The sequence below is a fragment of the Natrinema limicola JCM 13563 genome (assembly GCF_000337475.1).
Lineage (GTDB): Archaea > Halobacteriota > Halobacteria > Halobacteriales > Natrialbaceae > Natrinema > Natrinema limicola.
This window is the reverse complement of record NZ_AOIT01000056.1, coordinates 1-18,449: the sequence shown is the minus strand read 5'-3', so window position 1 is coordinate 18,449 and position 18,449 is coordinate 1. Positions and strand designations below refer to the sequence as shown.

20 protein-coding genes are annotated in these 18,449 nt (G+C 65.0%); 17 read left to right on the top strand and 3 right to left on the bottom strand.

Annotation, left to right across the window (positions count from 1 at the left end; genetic code table 11):
• Positions 1-42 precede the first annotated feature (42 nt).
• The 13 genes from C476_RS14385 to C476_RS14320 all read left to right on the top strand — a co-directional run bounded on the left by C476_RS14385 (position 43) and on the right by C476_RS14320 (position 11,929).
• Positions 43-654 (top strand): translation initiation factor IF-2 subunit beta, encoded by a 612-nt coding sequence (locus tag C476_RS14385; RefSeq protein ID WP_008014218.1) that lies wholly within the window; start codon positions 43-45, stop codon positions 652-654.
• 204 nt (positions 655-858) lie between these two features.
• On the top strand, positions 859-1,491 hold the full coding sequence (locus tag C476_RS14380) for an HAD family hydrolase (protein WP_008014217.1): 633 nt from the start codon (positions 859-861) through the stop codon (positions 1,489-1,491).
• A 43-nt stretch (positions 1,492-1,534) separates the two neighbouring features.
• Complete coding sequence (gene cbiB / locus C476_RS14375; RefSeq protein ID WP_008014215.1) at positions 1,535-2,500, top strand: adenosylcobinamide-phosphate synthase CbiB; 966 nt, start codon at positions 1,535-1,537, stop codon at positions 2,498-2,500.
• A gap of 1 nt (position 2,501) precedes the next feature.
• A complete protein-coding gene (gene cobS / locus C476_RS14370) occupies positions 2,502-3,260 on the top strand; it encodes an adenosylcobinamide-GDP ribazoletransferase (RefSeq protein ID WP_008014213.1) in 759 nt (252 codons plus the stop codon).
• Entirely contained in the window at positions 3,260-3,844 is a 585-nt protein-coding gene (locus C476_RS14365) for an NTP transferase domain-containing protein (protein ID WP_049911916.1), read from the top strand. The genes cobS and C476_RS14365 overlap by 1 nt, the downstream gene beginning before the upstream one ends.
• A complete protein-coding gene (cobT, locus tag C476_RS14360) occupies positions 3,845-4,855 on the top strand; it encodes a nicotinate mononucleotide-dependent phosphoribosyltransferase CobT (RefSeq protein WP_008014209.1) in 1,011 nt (336 codons plus the stop codon).
• Positions 4,852-5,916, top strand: a complete 1,065-nt coding sequence (locus C476_RS14355; protein WP_008014208.1) for a pyridoxal phosphate-dependent aminotransferase — start codon at positions 4,852-4,854, stop codon at positions 5,914-5,916. Before cobT ends, C476_RS14355 begins: the two co-directional genes overlap by 4 nt.
• Positions 5,909-6,703, top strand: a complete 795-nt coding sequence (locus C476_RS14350) for an adenosylcobinamide amidohydrolase (RefSeq protein WP_008014206.1) — start codon at positions 5,909-5,911, stop codon at positions 6,701-6,703. Before C476_RS14355 ends, C476_RS14350 begins: the two co-directional genes overlap by 8 nt.
• A gap of 26 nt (positions 6,704-6,729) precedes the next feature.
• Entirely contained in the window at positions 6,730-7,152 is a 423-nt protein-coding gene (locus C476_RS14345) for a hypothetical protein (RefSeq protein ID WP_008014203.1), read from the top strand.
• A 56-nt stretch (positions 7,153-7,208) separates the two neighbouring features.
• Positions 7,209-7,970, top strand: a complete 762-nt coding sequence (locus C476_RS14340) for a fumarylacetoacetate hydrolase family protein (RefSeq protein WP_008014201.1) — start codon at positions 7,209-7,211, stop codon at positions 7,968-7,970.
• A gap of 877 nt (positions 7,971-8,847) precedes the next feature.
• Positions 8,848-9,360, top strand: a complete 513-nt coding sequence (locus C476_RS14330) for a YkgJ family cysteine cluster protein (protein WP_049911907.1) — start codon at positions 8,848-8,850, stop codon at positions 9,358-9,360.
• Between the two features lie 120 nt (positions 9,361-9,480).
• Positions 9,481-11,574 (top strand): hypothetical protein, encoded by a 2,094-nt coding sequence (locus tag C476_RS14325; protein WP_008014194.1) that lies wholly within the window; start codon positions 9,481-9,483, stop codon positions 11,572-11,574.
• A 70-nt stretch (positions 11,575-11,644) separates the two neighbouring features.
• The gene (locus C476_RS14320; protein WP_074854731.1) at positions 11,645-11,929 is read left to right on the top strand and encodes a translation initiation factor eIF-1A; all 285 of its coding nucleotides are present in this window, start codon (positions 11,645-11,647) and stop codon (positions 11,927-11,929) included.
• A 131-nt stretch (positions 11,930-12,060) separates the two neighbouring features.
• On the opposite strand, the gene C476_RS19930 is transcribed toward C476_RS14320, so the two are convergent.
• Complete coding sequence (locus C476_RS19930; protein WP_449289261.1) at positions 12,061-12,234, bottom strand: hypothetical protein; 174 nt, start codon at positions 12,232-12,234, stop codon at positions 12,061-12,063.
• Positions 12,235-12,332: 98 nt separating this feature from the next.
• Positions 12,333-12,524 (bottom strand): hypothetical protein, encoded by a 192-nt coding sequence (locus C476_RS14315; protein ID WP_008014189.1) that lies wholly within the window; start codon positions 12,522-12,524, stop codon positions 12,333-12,335.
• A gap of 290 nt (positions 12,525-12,814) precedes the next feature.
• On the opposite strand from C476_RS14315, the gene C476_RS14310 reads away from it, so the two are divergent.
• The gene (locus C476_RS14310; protein WP_008014187.1) at positions 12,815-13,906 is read left to right on the top strand and encodes a sulfite exporter TauE/SafE family protein; all 1,092 of its coding nucleotides are present in this window, start codon (positions 12,815-12,817) and stop codon (positions 13,904-13,906) included.
• Between the two features lie 45 nt (positions 13,907-13,951).
• Here C476_RS14310 and C476_RS14305 read toward each other — a convergent pair whose 3' ends face one another.
• Positions 13,952-14,650, bottom strand: coding sequence for an SDR family NAD(P)-dependent oxidoreductase (locus C476_RS14305; RefSeq protein WP_008014185.1), 699 nt, complete (start codon positions 14,648-14,650; stop codon positions 13,952-13,954).
• Positions 14,651-14,811: 161 nt separating this feature from the next.
• Here C476_RS14305 and C476_RS14300 point away from each other — a divergent pair, with 161 nt between their 5' ends.
• The 3 genes from C476_RS14300 (at position 14,812) to cruF (ending at position 18,185) form a co-directional block, all read left to right on the top strand.
• Entirely contained in the window at positions 14,812-16,308 is a 1,497-nt protein-coding gene (locus C476_RS14300) for a phytoene desaturase family protein (protein WP_008014184.1), read from the top strand.
• A gap of 82 nt (positions 16,309-16,390) precedes the next feature.
• On the top strand, positions 16,391-17,260 hold the full coding sequence (locus C476_RS14295) for a prenyltransferase (protein WP_008014181.1): 870 nt from the start codon (positions 16,391-16,393) through the stop codon (positions 17,258-17,260).
• On the top strand, positions 17,253-18,185 hold the full coding sequence (gene cruF / locus C476_RS14290; protein ID WP_008014179.1) for a bisanhydrobacterioruberin hydratase: 933 nt from the start codon (positions 17,253-17,255) through the stop codon (positions 18,183-18,185). Before C476_RS14295 ends, cruF begins: the two co-directional genes overlap by 8 nt.
• Positions 18,186-18,449: the final 264 nt, after the last annotated feature.

Below are 18,449 nucleotides of genomic sequence, written 5' to 3'. Positions count from 1 at the left end.
GATAGCAGAACGGATTTACGTCCCCGTCACCACCTCTCGTGTATGGATTACGAATCGAGTCTCGACCGTGCGATGGAGGACGTCCCCGATATCGGGGGCGACGAAGAGCGACTCCAGATCCCCGATCCGGAGACACAGAAAGACGGCGCGTTCACGCGCGTAACGAACTTAGATGAGATCGCCGACGTCCTCTCGCGGGAGACCGAACATCTCCACCGGTTCATCCAGCGCGAACTGGGGACCAGTGGCAAACTCGAGAACGGTCGTGGCCGGTACAACGGGACCTTCTCTCAGAAGGACTTCGACGCGGCGATCGACGCCTACGTCGACGAGTACGTCCTCTGTTCGGAGTGTGGCCTGCCGGACACTCGGCTGGTCCGCGAGGATCGGACGCCGATGCTGCGCTGTGACGCCTGTGGGGCGTTCCGCCCGGTCACCAAGCGGTCGACCAGCAGCCAGCAGCAACAACAGCAGGATGCCGTCGAGGAGGGCAAGACCTACACGGTTGAAATCACTGGCACCGGCCGGAAGGGCGACGGTGTCGCCGAGAAGGGCAACTACACGATCTTCGTCCCCGGCGCTGAGGAGGGCGACGTCGTCGACATCTACATCAAGAACATTTCGGGCAACCTGGCGTTCGCCCGCATCGACTGAGACGGTCTGCTGTCCCGATGTCCCGGTGTACCCGCAGTGCGGGTTGCGGTTGCATCGGCACTGACTGACAGGAGTCCGTATGAGGCGAATTGCGCTGCCGAGTGAGCGGCGGATCGACCGCGCTTCGAATCGTTCTCGCCGACGCTGTCGCGCCGTCGCCCGCGGACCGCGAAATTAAAGTCAGGTTGTGCTAGTCACACTACTGTGGGAGTATCGTTCGACCTCTTCGGGACGCTCGTGACCGCCGATCGACCGGCCGACCCGGCCGCAGCCGTCGCAACGGAACTCGAGAAACGCGACGTCGCGGTCCCTGACGACTGGGCCGACGCCTACGCCGAAGCCCACGTCGACGCACCGGACGGCGCGGAAGTACCGCTGCCCGCACACGTCTCGCGTGCGCTCGCGAGTCGCGGCGTCGACTACGATCACAACGCGGCGAGACGTGCGGTCGTGGCGGCGTTCGACCCGACCGTCGAGACCAGACCGGGCGCGCTCGAGGCGGTCGACGCCGCTCGAGAGCACGGGCCGGTCGCGATCTGTTCGAACTGTAGCGTCCCCGAACTGGTCGGCCGGACGCTCGTCCGCTCGGACTTCGCGCGCGGCGACTTCGATGCGATCGTCACGAGCGTCGGCTGTGGCTGGCGCAAGCCTGCCCCCGAAATCTTCGAACTGACGGCCGAGGAACTCGGCGTCGCCCCCGACGAGTTGATCCACGTCGGTGACGATCCTCAGGCTGACGGCGGGATCGAAGGCGTTGGGGGAACGGCGCTGTTGCTCGAGGACGATCCGCTTGCGGACGTGCCGGCGCGACTGGCGACGCTGGCAGCGCAGTCATGAGCATCCGGGCACGGACTGTCGGTATTCCGGAGGTGACAGTGGCGTGCTGACGGCGCTTGCAGTCATCGGGCTGGCGGTCAGCCTCGATCTCCTGATCGGCGAGCCGCCGACCGCTGCCCATCCGGTGGCGTGGTTCGGCCGACTCGTCGGCGCGCTCGACCGGGACTGGAGCGCGACCGAGCGTGGCCAGCGACTGGCCGGCGTCGGCATCGCCGCGCTCGCCCCGCTCGTCCCCGCCGCCGTCGCCGGTGGAGCCGTTCTCGCCGCGACGGCAGTTCATCCGCTGGCCGGCGGCGTCGTCGCCGCCGTCGTCCTTTTTCTGACGATCAGCATCCGCTCGCTGCTCGAGCTGACCCGTACCGTCGTCGCGGCCACCGACGGCGATCTCGCGGACGCTCGCACGCAGGTCCGGGGGCTGGTCGGCCGGGACGCGTCGACGCTCTCGGCCGCCGAACTGCGCAGCGCCGCCGTCGAAAGCGCCGCCGAGAACCTCGCCGACGGGCTGGTCGCGACGGTACTCCCGTTCGCCGTTCTCGCACCGGTCTCGCTACCGGCCGCCGCGGCGATTGCCGCGTGGGTCAAAGGCGTCAACACGCTCGATTCGATGCTCGGCTACCCATCAAAGCCTGTCGGCACCGCGAGCGCGCGTCTCGACGATCTGGTGATGTTTCTCCCCGCCCGAGTCGCGGCGATCGCGATCGCTATCGCTGCGGCCGATCCGCTTTCGCTCGCCCGTGCTCGAGCGTGGGCACAGGTGCCGCCGTCGCCCAACTCCGGCTGGCCGATGGCGACGCTCGCCTGTGCGCTGGCGATCCGCCTCGAGAAGCCGGGCGTCTATACCCTCAACCCCGACGCCGCCCTGCCGACGCTGGCCGACGGCGAGCGAGGCGTCTCGCTCGTCGGCCGGGCGGCTGGCGTCTCGATCGTCATCGCTGCCGGCTTCGTCGTGTTCGTGTCGACGGGGCTGGGACTCGACTCGAGTCCGCTCGTGGAGGTGTTTCTGACATAGTATGATCGGCCGTTGGCTCGGGGCCGTCCGCGGGGCACTCGGCTTTCTCACACGGCTTCCGGTCGGCTTCCGAGACGGTGACTGGGAGGCGTTCCGGGTGACACCGGCAGCGTTCCCGATCGCTGGCCTCATTTCGGGCGTGCTGGCGGCGGTTCCGCTGCTCGCGACGGAGACACTTACAGCGACGACGGTCGCGCTTGGCTACCTACTCGCGGTGTACGCCGTGGTGGGGATCCACCATCTCGACGGCGTCGCGGATCTGGGTGATGCGCTGGTCGTCCACGGCGGTCAGGAGCGCCGCCGTGAGGTGCTCAAAGACACCACGACCGGCGTCGGCGCACTGCTGTCGGTGTCGATCACCGTCGCTGCGCTGGCACTTGGCGGTCTCGGGCTAGCGGGTCTCCCTGTTCGCGCAGCGATTGCCATCGCGGTCGGTGCCGAAGTCGGGACCAAACTCGGGATGGCCGCGCTGGCCTGTTTCGGTACCGCAGTCACCGAGGGCATGGGTAAGCAGTTCACCGACGGAGCCACCGCCAGGTCGTTCCTCGCGCCCGCAGCGATCGCCGTCGCGACGGTTGTCGTCCCGCGGTCACCGCTTGGTGCGGTCGCCCTCTGTGGGGCCGTCGCTGGCGTTGGCCTCCCCTGGTACTGGGCGAACCGCCAGCTCGGCGGGATCAACGGCGACATCTTCGGCGCGGCCAACGAAATCGGCCGCATCGCCGGGATCCATCTGGGGGTGATCGCATGGACGCTCTCGTGATGTGTGGCGGGAAAGGCACGCGCCTCGAGAGCGCCCACGAGAAACCCCTCCATCCGATCGCCGGGAGGCCGATGATCGATCACGTCCTGTCGGGCCTTGCAGCCAGCCGACTCGAGACGATCTATACCGCCGTCTCGCCGAACGCACCGGAGACGCGGGCACACCTCGAGTCGGCCGACGGCGTGACGACGATCGAGACGGCCGGCGAGGGCTACGTGGCCGATTTGATGAGCCTACTCGAGCGACCCGCCCTCTCCCCGCCGATCCTCACCGTCGCCGCGGACCTGCCGCTGCTCGAGGGTCCAGTCGTCGACCGCATACTCGCAGCACATGGCGACAGCGATGCTTCGCGGACCGTCTGCGTCCCCGTGGCACTCAAACGACGGCTCGGCGTCAGTATCGATACCCGACTCGAGTCAGCCGACCACCTCGCGCCGACCGGGGTCAACATCGTCGGCACCGCATCCGATTCCACATCCATGATCGACGTACACTACGACGCGCGACTTGCAGTGAACGTGAACCGGCTCGAAGACGCTCGTCTCGCGGCCGATCGGCTGTCTCGGTCGGCGGAGGGCCGCTAGATGCGAGTCCTGCTCGCCGCTGGAACGACCGAGACGGCGCTGATCGACGGCATCAGTGCTGCCGGGGCCGCCCCCGAGCTGATGGCGCATACGCCCTCGGCGGACGTCGAAATCCTCATCTACGGCGAACCGACCGTGTCGCCGGTGACGCCCGTGAGTCCGACCGGCTGTCCGACGCCTGCGGCCGTGACCCGCGCGGTGCGGGAGGTCGTCGGCTTCGACCTGTCCGTGATCGATGCGGGACTTGCCAAGTCGACGGCCGCGCCGACAGTCGACCTCGGCGTTCAGCCGGGTGTCGACGTCCGCGAGCCGGCGGCCGTCCCCGACGCGAACGCCACGTTCGACCGCGCCTACGACTACGGCGCGAGCCTGCCGGACGACGAGGTCATGATCGGCGAAACGGTCCCCGGCGGGACGACCACCGCACTCGGCGTCCTCACTGCACTCGGCGAGCCGGGCGGCGTCTCCTCGTCGCTGCCCGAGAACCCGATCGAGCGCAAGCGACAGGTCGTCGACGAGGCACTGGCCGAAAGCAACCTCGAGGCCGGCGACTGCGACGGCGACCCGCTCGAGGCCATCGAAGCCGTCGGCGACCCGGTCCAGCCGACGGTGACTGGCATCGCTGCTGGTGCGCTCGAGTCCGGCACCGACGTGACGCTGGCCGGCGGCACGCAGATGGTCGCCGTCGCAGCCCTGTTGCGCCATGCCGGGATCGACGCGGACCTGTCGGTCGCGACTACCTCGTTCGTCGCCGACGAGCAGGGCGACCGGCTCGCCGAGACCTGCGACCGACTCGACTGCGAGCTGACCGTGACCGATCCCGGCTTCGACGCGAGCGACCACGTCGCGATGGAGCGCTACTGCGCCGGCGAGGCCAAGGAGGGCGTCGGGATGGGCGGCGCGCTCTCGCTGGTCCCCGACGGCCGAATGGGCGAGGTCCGCGAGCGACTCGAGACGGTCTGTGACCGCCTCGGTATCGAAACCGACGCCGACGGCCCGGAGGGACAGTGAATCCTGACGCGATCCGTACCGGCTCGCGGGTCCCCCACGGTGGCGAGACAGACCGCGAGCTCCTGGACTTCTCGGCCAACACCAACTCCCGAACGCCCGCGGGCGTCGAGGACGTCTACGCAGCCGCGCTCGAGGAGTCCCGTCGCTACCCGGACGACGACTACCCCGAATATCGGGACGCGGCAGCGTCGTTCGTCGGCTGCGATCCCGAGCAGGTCATCCCGACGCCCGGTGGACTCGCCGCGATCCGGCTGGCGATGGAAAGTACCCTCGAGCCCGGCGACGAGGCGCTAGTTCCCTACCCGAGTTTCGGCGAGTACGCCCGCGAGGTCCGGCTGCAGGGGGCGACGCCGCGGTTCGTGCGCTATGACGACCTACACGAACTCGGCCCCTCAGTGCTCGAGCCGTGTGCGCTGGCGGTGGTCTGTACGCCGAACAACCCGACCGGTGACGCGATCGCGCCGGACGCACTCGAAACGCTCGTCGACCGATGTGGGGACGCCGAGACGACGCTGCTGGTCGACGAGGCGTTTCTCGGCTTCACCGACCGACCGTCCGCGGCCGAACTGGGCCGCGACCACGTCATTGTCGCCCGTTCGCTGACCAAGCTGTTCGGCCTGCCGGGACTCCGTGCCGGCTTTGCCGTTGCACGCGGCGAGCGGCGGGACGCGCTTGCAACTGCCCGCCGTGCGTGGTCGCTCGGGACGCCGGCCGCTCGCGTCGGTACACACTGTCTCCGACAGGACGAGTTCGTCCGCGAGACCCGCGAGCGCGTCGAACGCGAGCGCGAGCGGCTGCGCAAGGCGCTCGAGCAACGATTCGCTGTCCACGACTCGGACGCACCCTATCTCCTCTGTGACGTCGGCGACCGGGACGTGGCCACGGTGATCGGCGACGCTCGAGCGGCCGGCGTGGCGATCCGAGATGCGACGACGTTCCGCGCGCTCGATTCGCATATCCGCGTCGCGGTCAAGGATCGACCGGCGAACGACCGACTGCTGGGCGCGCTTGGCGTGGGTGACGCTGACAACGGGACAGTCGACTCCCACGACGATGACTGACGCCGAGTCAGCCTACCGCGCGATCCGACGGGATGGCGTCCTGCAGGTCAGCCGCCCGGACACCGAGTGGCTCTCGACCGGCTGGAACGGCGGTCGCTGTACGGCTGACTGCGCCTACAACGTCTCTGTCCCCGAGGGCTGGGAGCGAACCGATCTCGATGCATATGTCAACGAACGCCTCGAGCGTGCGGGATTCGAACCGACAGCCGCGGATTCGACCGGGCCGGCGCTGCTGACCGGCGTCGACATCGACGATGCTCGTGGTGCGCGCTGTGGCCCCGTTACGGCCTACGCGACTGCCGGGGTGTCGAACCCTGCTGCGTTGCCCATGGAGCCCGGGGCCGACACTGATTCGGATGAGGCCGTGGGTGACACCGTCGAGACAGAACTCGAGCCCGGCCGCGGCACGGTCAACGTCATCGTTGGAACGACGCGCGCGCTCGCACCCGGCGCGCTGGCGAACCTGATCGCAGTCGTCGCGGAGGCGAAGGCGGCGACGCTGTTATCCGAAACCGGCTTTCCGGGGACGACCACGGACGCGGTCGTCGTCGGCCACGACCCGGCAGGCCAGCCGGCCGACTTTTCGGGCAGCGGGACCGCGGTCGGCGCTGCGACCCGTGCCTGCGTCCGGGATGCCGTTCGGGCGTCGCTTCGCGCGCACTACACGGACACTGAGATGACTCCGCCGGCGTCGGTCGCCGACGCAACCTACGGCGTGTCGACCGACGCTTGTGCGGAGGTCTTTCGACCACCACTCGCGGACGAAGCCGTCGAACCGGAGTATTAAACCGCCACGATTCATATCAGCGTTCAATGGCCGCAGACGACGATCCGACAGCGATCCGCTCGCTTGCGCTGTCGCCAGGGGACGCCGCCGACGCCTACGTCTACAGTCAGGAAAACCCCGGCGAGGCCGTCCTCCGAGCGACGCCGCCGTTTCACGGCCGGATGCGTGCTCGCATTCACGTCTATCACGTCGACGACACCGAACTGACCGGTGCAGTCCACGTCTCGCCGGCTGAACTCATCGCAGACGACGTCGTCGCCGACTATCCCGACCTCGAGTCCGCACTCGCCGACGCGGACGCCGACCCGGACACGGCCGACGAGATCCGCGAGCGCCACGCCGAGGCCGTCGCGGAGTGGCAACAGCGCGCCCGCGAGGCGGTCGTCGACAGCGTCACGCTCGAGACCCCCGACGGCCCCCACCGCGTCGCGGTCAAGACGCTCGGGTAAGCTCGAGCCAAGGCCAAACCGGTATCACTAATTCTCCGGACTCGAGAGCGCCGATAATGAAACTCGCGCGGATCGCGACGGACGATGGACCGGTCGCCGGACGATACGAGGACGGCGTCGTACACACGGACGACGGCGTTTACGAGGTCGGAACGGACGCGGATTTCCTCCCACCCTGCGAACCCTCGGCGCTGTACTGTGTCGGGCGAAACTTCGCGGCGACGATCGACCAGATGGAGTACGAACGGCCCGACGAACCCGACTTCTTCATCAAACCGCCGGCATCGCTCGTCGGTCACGAAGACCCGATTCCGTATCCGTCGTTCAGTGACAAGGTGACCTACGCCGGCGAGCTCGCAGCCGTGATCGACGAACCCTGCCGTGATCTCTCCGAAGACGAGGTCCCGGAGGTCGTCCGCGGCTACACGATCATGAACGACATGGACGCGCTCGACCAGGGCGGGCGCACGCCCCGCAAGGCCTTCGATGCCTCTGGCCCGCTCGGCCCATGGATCGAAACCGCCGTCGATCCGACCGGGATCGACATGTACACCGACGTCGCCGGCGAGCGCCGCCAGGAGGCCAACACCGAACTAATGTTGTTCGATCCCTACGAGATCATCTCGCATCTCTCGCAACGCGTCACCTTCCGCCCCGGCGACGTGGTTTCGTTCGGCAGTCCCGCCAACCCTGGCCTCGTCGAACCCGGCGACACAGTCGAGATAACCTACGAGGGCGTCGGTACGCTCCGGAATACCGTCGTCGACTCGAGCGAGCGCGAACGGCTGGCGCTCGAGGGCGAGACGGTTCGGTCGTAGCGGCTCGGCTGCTCTGGACGTCTTTGTCATATACTAGAAAAACATTTACTTGTTATATACAAATAGATGTAAGTATGCGCGACATTGTTCGAGGAATCGGGTCAATCGGTATCAGTTTCTATCTTGGTTTCGGTATCGGATTCGTAGTCAGTCCAGATCCAACGGGGACGTTGCCGGTTCTCGTTGGATTGCTGTTCACTGTCGTCGTAACACCGGTTCTGTACTACGGCATCGGGAAACTGGTGTGAAATCAGCACCGCTGTTTTGCGCACTCCGTTGAGTGAGGGCTGTTGAAATCTTCTGTGGGTGATCAGTCTGGTGCCCTCGGGGGCAAGTACAAGCCGAGTATGGTCTACCGTCAACTAGCTTCTGTTTATAGTATGAAGCCTCCTCAATGGTTGTATGAAGGTACCCTCTCCTCCCTCAGAGAGCATCTCAAATTCGTAGCAACGGTCCTCGCGACGATTGCTGTCGTTCAATATACAGGCGTTTTCTCTGGGAATCCCGGAGAAATTGACCTGACCTATCTCGCCGGACTCGGTCTCCTTCTCCCAATCAGTGCATACCTGTTGACAGCCATTCTCGCAAACAGCAAGCGGTTGCCACAATGGAATAGGATGGTCCGAACTGAAGAGTGAGCAGTATCGTAACAACTGAAACTGGTTACACATTGATCGCACAGCCCTCGTGCGATCAGGCATGCACTGACTGTCAGTGGCTACGATAGTTCTCCAGAAACGTTGAGTGCGTCTCCTGTACTGACCGGCTGGTGGATCGGATAGCGAGACTGGGCGATTCGTTCGATAACGAACCCGCCAGCACCAACCCAAACCGACGGGTAGAAAGGCACTTGGCGACGACCACCTTCCCACGACACGTGAGCGCTGACGCCCCGCGACGCGTCGAAGTCTACCCCGGCCGCGAGGCCGTCGTCGAGTTCGACCCTGATCTCACCTTCGAGTGTGTCGACGACTGCACGTGGTGTTGTCACCACGGCGTGTTGCTGTACGACCGGGACCTCCTCGAGCTAGCCCAGCGAGCCAACCTCGCCGAGACCACGACGGAGTTCCGCGGCGAGAAGTTCGTCACCCGCGAGGGCAAAGACCGCGACGACCACGTCGCCGAGGACGGCTCGGCCTGTGCCTTTCTCCGCGAGGACGGCCTCTGTACACTCCATCTCGAGGAAGACTGGAAACCGACCCGGTGTTCGGTCTTTCCGCTCGGTGTCTGGCTCGAGGACGGCGACCTCCACGTCGACATCCGGGACTCGGCCCACGACCACTGTGAGGGCTTAAACGTCAGCGAGCGGCGAGTTATCGACAATCTCGAGGCGTTCTTGCCTGAACTGCTCTGGGACCTCGAGAACCCCGATTCGGACCGCGAACTGTGAGTTTTGTGAACGGTCAGTACAGAAGGTTCTTGAGAAAATAGTACCACGCAGCGGTATGGCTGGCACAGGTATTGTCGTGCATGCATCGACCGCTGGGCCTCAGAGAGGTCGTGATCCCTCGTGACCGACGACCTCGAGTTCAGCGTAGATCGCCGGACTGTCCTCGGCACACTTGCCGGCATCGGTGGGTCCGCGCTGGCTGGCTGTTCGGCGTTCGAGCGTGAGACCGATGGCCAGACGAGTCGACTGGACGGTGACGCTGCTCGAGAACTGGCGACGGAGTTCGCCCCAACGGTGTACTTCGACGCGAACGAGCCGTGGTTTCCGACGGACCCACGGCCCTACACCAGCGAGCGAAACGGCGAGACCGTCGTCACCGGGTTCGATGCCCTCGACGGGTACCACGAGCGATACAGCGACGGAGAGCCACCGAAGCCGACGGTGTTCTACAACGCCATCGAGTACGAGCAGTCGCCACTCGCCGTGGTCCAGTTCTGGTTCTACTCGGCGTTCGACCAGTTCACGACCAACTTCCACTGGCACGACTGGGAAGTGTTGCACGTCTTCGTCGACACGGAGACCGATGAGCCGCAACTGTATGTCGCCAGTTCCCACTCGCGGAAGGTGCCGAACAACGAGTTCCTGGACCCGGACCCGGACCTGGTGCCGCGTATCCTCTCGGAACTCGGCTCACACTCGAGTGCGCTCTCGGTCAACGACGTCCCTGATGGCTTCCAGCGGGTCGCCATCGAGGATCTGCTGGCGGACATCACGAATACGGCGCTCGAGGGTATCGAGGACCTCGCGGACCTCGAGATCCCGCTCGCGTACGGGCTGCCGCGAGACGAGGGGTCACGGCTCCCCTACCTCGTCCCGGAGTACGAGGGCGTCCCGATCTACGAGCACGAACGTTTGCCGTCCGTGACCCGCGAGTCGCTGATCAACGACGATCTGACGGTCCGGTCGTACGACGCGCTGACGTCGCCGCCGACGGGCCTGCCGACGCGCGAGACGGGACTCGTCTTCCGGCACCGCGAGCGCGATGCCGATGCCGACATCGAATACGACCTGGTTCCGAGCAGCGACCTCGAACAGATCGCGGCCTTCACCGGGCCACAGCTGAGCTTCGAGTTCGCCGTCCCCGACGTGGTCGAGGACGCCGTTGCTGGTCATATCACGACGACTGGTGTGCCGTGGAGCCAGCCCCGCTACGACAATCCGGCGGCCGACATCTCCGTTCCCAACCACCGGACGGCACTGGCCGACCGCTACGACGCGATCGGCGAGGCGGCCCCGATACACAGCGTGATCGCTCGCGTCACGGAGGCGGTCACGACCGACGACGCGCCGGAGAACGAGGGGCTGACCACGACGGAGACGGCCGTCGAGTCGGTCGTCCTGCTGGAGAGCGACCCCGAGGCCGTCCCGACGTTCGGTGGCGTCGCAGTCGTCCAGGACGTTCCGGCCGGCGAACACCGATTGACGGTCAACAGTGCGGGCCGCGCGCCACACAGCGAACACGTCGCCGTTGCAGACGACGGCACACCGACTGCGGCCGGTGTCGGCGGCGAGATTCCGCTGGTCGCCCATGATCGCGCGACGAAACTCGAGATCGGCGGTGAGAAAGCTGCGACCGATCTTTCGGCGGTCGCGCTCGAAGACGATTTCGCCGGCCGGCTATACGAGTCGCCGGTAGACGAAACCGACGCTGTCTACGTCCACACCGGCGGGGCCTACACGACCGAAGTTCGAGACAGTGACGATGCCATCGGCGCGTACCGGGTCAACCCGACTCCCGGGGGCGAGTCGACGGTCCGCATCGAGCGCCCCGAGACTGGCAAAGCATCGCTTGCGACGTTCGTGGCCGATATCGCCGACGAGACGCGCGCAGAGATTGCGGCGGTTAGCGATGACGACGATGCTGATCGCGGCGGCGGATCGTCGAACGCGGTCACCGGACTCGAGCGCGCCCTCGCAGCCGTCGTCGAGGCCGCACGAAGGGCTGCCGAGCGGGCACGCGATAGCGAGCGAGACACTGCCGACAAGCAGCTTACCACCGTTACTGAGCGCCTCCAGCGGGTCGAGCAGCGTCTCACTGAGGCACGTAGTGACTTGTCGGAGCCCCTCTCGAACGCGGCACAAAACCGGATGGCACAAGCTGATCGACGCACTGAACAGGCCCGGAACGCCGACAAACTCTCTTCCGACAAGTGAACGACCGCAGTGCGAGTCACGATACCATGACTCTCCAATCCTTTAAACGTCTGCCCCACGTAGATAAGCTGTGACAGAAGACTCCGGGCGACGGAACCTCCGTATGCCCAACAACGATGAAGTATTCGCCGTTGTCACCGAACACCTCGGTGGCAACCACGTCCAGCTCCGCTGTGAGGACGGCAAGGAGCGACTCGGCCGCATTCCCGGGCGCATGAAATACCGCACCTGGATCGAGCAAGACGACATCGTCGTCGCCGAGCCCTGGGATTGGCAAGACGAAAAAGCCACCATCGAGTGGCGCTACACCGGCCAAGACGCAGATCAACTGCGTCGCGAAGGCCATATCGATTGAACCTCGGTAGCGGCTTCGTTCACTACTAGATTTCTGCGTCGTGATCGATCACCCGGAGCGACTGCGCTCGCTCGCACAGTTCGATCCCCAACTGTGAGGGCTGGAAAATGGCCGCTCGACGCGCTCGAGGACTAACAGAAGTATACCCAGTAGGTATGGCCGTTCGAGCACGTGATTGTCGTATATTCACCGAACGCTGCGATCGAGTGCCGTACTTGCAAATCCGTCTCCTCACTGGGGAGCGAAACGCTCGCTTCGTCCCCGCAGTGCGGGCAGGTAACTACTTTCGTTGCGACTGTTTGCATCTTCGATCACCATGGTACCATACGGCACAGAAACGCATAACCGTTGGTAGCGATCGAACCGACAGTCACGAACGCGGTCCGAAAACTGTGCGCGGTCGTTACTCCCGACTGCCGAGGCGCGCGTCGAGACGCATCTCGACGTAGCGGGCTGCCCACGTCTCGCTGTGTGTCCGAAGCGCCTCGAGTACGGTCGGGATGAGTCCGTCCGTCGGGGCGTGGTCGACTGCGTCAGCGTCGTCATCTATCGCAGACTGCTCACCCGGTTTGCGGGGCCCTTCTGGAAAACTCACTGTGAGAGGAAATAGCATGGGTGGCGTAATAAACATTGAGGGAATTTTTCGCCGTGTTATACGGACTACTGTCAGTCATTTCCGGTGCAACCGCGACCCGCACTGCGGTTGCACCGGTACATCGTTACAGCAGACCGTATCAATCAATCCAATGCGTGGTCCGGCACGTGCCGGTATTTCCGAGCCAATCGACGTGGAATCGTCCCCTGCCACCATATGAATAGTTCACAAGGAGAGGCGAGACGAAAATACTCTTATTTCACCCTTCCAAACGCAGCGTTCACGGCTCAATGACAGCCTCATCATCGGTTTCGCGGATTCAGAAGGCGTTCCTGAAGTATCAGCACGTGTTCGTGTTCCTCGCACCACTGGCGTTCATCGTCGGCGTTTACTTCTTCGCGCCGACGCCAGCAGATGCCGGCACCGGCTACTGGCTCGAGTACTGGTGGCTGTTCATCGCGTTCGCCACCGGCGCGACGATCGTTAACACTGTCGGGATCAGTGGCTCTGCACTGTTCGTCCCGTTCCTCATCTTCGTCTTCCCACTGGTTGCGTATCCCTTGGAACCGAATACGCTGGTGAAGATCGGCCTCATCAGCGAGTCCTTTGGCCTCTCGAGTTCCGCGCTCGCCTTTATCCAGTATGGACTGGTCGACCGGCGACTCGGCACGGCGCTCGTCCTCGGCGGGATTCCGTTCGTCGTTGGCGGGGCGCTGCTCTCGTTTGTCATCCCCGAACCGCTGTTCCACGCGTTACTCGGGCTCGCACTGCTCGCGGCGGCGTTCCTGCTCTTCAAAGCTGACCTCGGCCACGAGGAGCCGGGTGGTGGCTCCGGCGGCGAAGCGGTCGCAGCCGACGGCGGCACCACTGGCGACCTCCCGAACGATGCCTCCAAACTCGGCCCGGCGGGCGTCGAAACGAACGAGGGTGGCATCGTTACCCGCATCGATCGTGACGGCAACGACTACCGATACTCTCGCTCGGGATATCTCGAGCGCTTTGCCAACTACAGTGTCGGCGGCGTCTTCCAGGGACTGGCCGGCTTCGGGATCGGTGAACTCGGCATCATCTCGATGCTCCGGACTGAGGTGCCCGTCCGCGTCGCGATCGGGACTAATCACATCGTCGTCGCGACGACGGCCGTGCTGGCATCGGTCGTCCACGTCTTCGGCGGCGGGCTGGTTCCCGGCGGCCATACGATGGACCTCGCGTCGACGCCCTGGAACATGGTCGTCTGGACGGTCCCCGCGACGACACTGGGCGGTCAGATCGCGCCCTACGTCTCGACCGCGCTGGATACGGGAACGATCAAGAAAGGCGTCGGCGGCCTGTTCGCGATCATCGCCGTTGCGCTATTCCTGATGGCCTTCGGCGGGTTCTGAGACGGCAGGATCTACGTCCAAGATCGTCGACCATTGCGATGACCCTTATCGGGTCGCCTTTTTCCACTCACCCAATCCGACGACGGTACCGTCTACTACTTCGGGGTCGGCCTCGGTCGCCGCCCAGACGAACATCGGCGCGACGGTCTCCGGATCGCGGCCGTGCCCGCCAGTGAGTTCCGTCGCGACGACCCCGGGGTCCAGACAGCCCACGACGTACTCGGTATCGGCGGCGAACCCGCGAACGACCGCCTCCGCCGTCGCCTTCGAGATAGCATAGGAACCATAGCCCGCCGTGCCGTCGCTGGCGACCGACCCCGTCGGAACGAGGACCCGTGCCCCGTCAGTTAGGTGCGGAATCGACTCGCAGATCGTCACGTACACCCCGCGGCCGTTCGTCCGCCAGTGATCGTCGAACGCAGCGTACGATTCGTCGTCGGTCGGTGTGTGGCCGGCGTCACCGTGATAAACCCCTGCCGCGGGGACGACGATATCGATGCCACCCGTCTCACCCGCCCGCGAGGCAGTTCTGGCCAGCCGTTCCACGTCGTACTCGTCCCGGACGTCGGTTCGGCACCCGTCCGCAGTCGCGCCCGTCGCCTCGAGTGCGTCGACGGTTGCCTCGACTTCCTCAGCGTCTCGAGCGCCGACGACGACGGTTGCCCCGTCGGCCGCGAACGCGTCGGCGACGGCGCGCCCGATACCACGCGTCCCGCCAGTAACAACAGCTGTCAGTCCATCCATACGCCCTCTACGGGGCCAACGCACAGGAATACACCGGTCGGTTCATTCATGATTGACGATACGAACGGCACGTCCCGATCCGACACCCTCACCGATAACGGATCGAATTCCCTACGTATGTATGACACACGCTTAACATTGATCGTATACTTATGTCGGGCATGGAATCGCTGGCCGGCGTGTCGGTCGTCGTGATCGGAGGCGGAATCGGTGGGCTCTCGACGGCTTGTTATCTCGCCGACGCGGGGGCGGACGTGCGCGTCATCGAAAAAAACGAACAGGTGGGTGGCCGAGCGAGTCGCCTCGAGCAAGACGGGTTTCGGTTCGATATGGGACCCTCGTGGTATCTGATGCCCGATGTCTTCGAGCGGTTTTTCGGCGACTTCGACCGGACGCCGAGTGACTACTACGAACTCACTCATCTCGATCCACACTACCGGATTTTCTTCAAAGACGGCGATCAGGTCGACATCACGCCCGACCTCGAGCGAACGAAAGCCCTCTTCGAGGAGTACGAGACGGGTGCGGGCGAGGCCTTGGAACGATACCTCGAGAAGTCCCGGGAAAATTACGAGGTCGGAATGAAACACTTCGTCTACGAAGACCGCGAGCGTCTGCGAGACTACATCGACCTCGATGTGGCCCGGCAGGCGCGTGGCCTCTCCTTGCTCGGGTCGATGCAGGGCCACGTCGAGGGCTACTTCGACCATCCGAAACTCCAGCAGATCATGCAGTACACGCTGGTATTTCTTGGCGGCTCGCCGACGAACACGCCAGCCCTGTATAACCTGATGAGCCACGTCGATTTCAACCTCGGTGTCTGGTACCCCGACGGCGGGATCGGCGCGGTCGTCGACGGGATCACTGAACTCGGCCGCGAGCTCGGTGTCGAGTACGACACCGACCGGCCGGCAACCGAGATCAAGGGCCGTACCGGTGGGTTCGAGGTCGAAACACCGGACGGTCCCGTCCGCTCGGATCTAGTCGTGAGCAACACCGACTACGCCCACACCGAGCAGAACCTGCTCACGCCCGAACGCCGCGGCTACGACGCTGACTACTGGGAGAAACGAACCTACGCCCCCTCGGCGTTCTTGCTCTATCTGGGCGTCGAGGGTGACGTCGACGAGTTGGCCCACCATACCCTCGTGTTGCCGACCGAGTGGGACCAACACTTCGAGCACATCTTCGATGACCCACGCTGGCCCGACGATCCCGCCTACTACCTGTGTGTCACGTCCGAGACCGACGACACCGTCGCCCCCGAGGGCCACAGCGCCCTGTTCGTCCTCGTGCCGATCGCGCCCGGCCTCGAGGACACGCCCGAGATCCGCGACAAGTACCGTAACATGATCCTCGAAGATATCGCCACGAACACCGGGACCGACCTGCGCGACCGGATCATCCTCGAGGAGCGGTTCTGTATCGAGGACTTCGCGAACCGGTACAACAGCCACGAGGGGACGGCGCTCGGACTGGCACACACGCTCCGACAGACCTCGCTGTTCAGACCGCCTCACCGCTCGAAGGAAGTCGACGGACTCTACTTCGTGGGGGGCGATACCACACCTGGGATCGGCGTCCCGATGTGTCTCATCAGCGGCGATCTGACCGCCGAGAAAGTGCTTGCAGACCACGGCGGCGGACTCGAGCCGTGATGGGGCCAACGGCCGACAACCGGAATGGACGATCGCACGCTCGCGATAGACACACTGGAGACGTGAGATAGAGAGACCACGGATGAGTTCGAACTCGCGGGTGACCGACGGTGGCATCGGCGCACACCTCTCGTACCTGCTGGTCCTCTCGCGGCCGCGATTCTGGCTGTATCTGGCGGGGCCGGTGCTGGTAGGCGCAGTCTACGCCGCAAACACTGTCAGTGACCTGTTCGCCCCCGCTCCAGTCACCCTGTTCGGGTACTTCCTCCTGCCCGCGAACGTCTTTCTCTACGGGATCAACGACATCTATGATCAGGAGATCGATACGGCGAACCCGAAAAAGGACGACCGCGAGGCACGCTATCGCGGCCAGGGATACGTCCCCGCCGTCGTCGGACTCTGTGCAGCCTTGCCGCTGCTATTCGTTCCACTGCTCTCGACCGCCGCGATCCCCTGGCTGGTCGCCTTTCTCGTCCTCGGGGCGGCCTACAGCGCTCCGCCGGCGCGGTTCAAGACGACCCCGTTCGTGGACTCGCTCTCGAACGGCCTCTATATCACGCCGGGCGCGGCTTCCTACGCCGCCGTCGCCAGCACTCAGCCACCCGCTCTCGCCGTCGTCGGCGGCTGGCTGTGGGCGATGGGGATGCATACCTTTTCGGCGATCCCCGACATCGAACCAGACCGCGAGATGGGGATCCGGACGACCGCGACGGTGTTAGGTACGCGTCGCACGTACGTCTACTGTGGCGTCTGCTGGCTCGCCGGCGCGGCCGCGTTCGGAGCCCTCGACGTTCGGTTGGGCGCGCTCATGCTCGTCTACCCGGCGCTCGTCGCCGCGATCGCCACCGCGAGCGTTGCCGTCGACCGAGCGTACTGGTGGTTCCCGGCAATCAACACCGTCGTCGGTGCCGTGCTGACGATGGGCGGGCTCTGGGAGGTGCTCCATGGATAGCGGCGAGTCGAAGACGTCGGCCTCGAGTACCGGGACGGATACAAACACTAACCGAACACCGTCGGTCCACGACAGCACCGCCGACGAGTCGACGCGAGCCGTCGTGCAGCGACGCCTCGAGGCACTCATCCGCGAGAACCGGTTTACCATCGCAGTCGTCTTTCCGGTCATCGGCGCGGTGACGCTGGTCGCGAGTGCGGAGGGGCTCTTGCCACCGCTGCTGTCATACAACCCACTGTTGATCCTGTTTGGGACGCTGGTGATGCGCTCGCCGCTGGTGGTGGCCTTGCTTCCCGAACTCGACCGCCGGGCGCTCGTCCCGCTCGTGGTTCTGACGGCGTATACGTACGCGATCGAACTCGTCGGCATACAGACGGGCTGGCCCTATGGGACCTTCGAGTATGGAATTCGACTCGGGCCGATGCTGGGCGGGGACGTGCCGCTTGCCCTGCCGCTGTTTTTCGTCCCGCTGGTTCTCAACGCCTATCTGCTTACCCTGTTGGCCCTCGGCGCGCGGGCCGGCCGGCTCATCCCGCGGGCCTTCTCGGCGATCACTGCCGTCCTCGCGATCGACCTGGTGCTCGACCCTGCGGCCGTCGCCATCGGCTTCTGGTCGTACGTCCCGCCCGGCGGCTACTACGGCGTCCCAGCGTCGAACTACTGGGGGTGGCTCCTCTCGGGAGCCATCGCTGTCGTCCTCGTCGACCTCGCGTTCGATCGGGCGGCCGTCCGCGAGCGCGTCCGAACCTGCGAGTTCGCGCTGGACGATCTAGTGAGTTTCGTGCTCCTCTGGGGAACGATCAACGCGCTGTACGGGCAGTGGCTGGCCGCCGGCGTCGCCGGGCTGTTCTGTCTCGTCCTCCTTCGGACCGAGCGCTACGACCTCTCGATACCCTCAGCCGTGCGTTCCGGTGACAGGAACTGACCGAGCGGGCTCTCGAGAGCGATATTGAGCCAGATTGTATCACTGGCTTCGGGACACCCGCACGGCGAGGCTGGTGTGGACTCGAGATTGAGAGGTGTCCGTCTGCGAGTTCCAGCAGGAGTCTTTTGCTCATCAGTAGCTAACTGCTAGCATGGCTCAGAAGGCACCGGTCGAATGTCCGGTCTGTCGCGAATCGCCGGCCGCCGGCGAGCAACTCGAGGACCACCTCCTCACGGCCTGTCTCTTATACACATCTCTGATGGC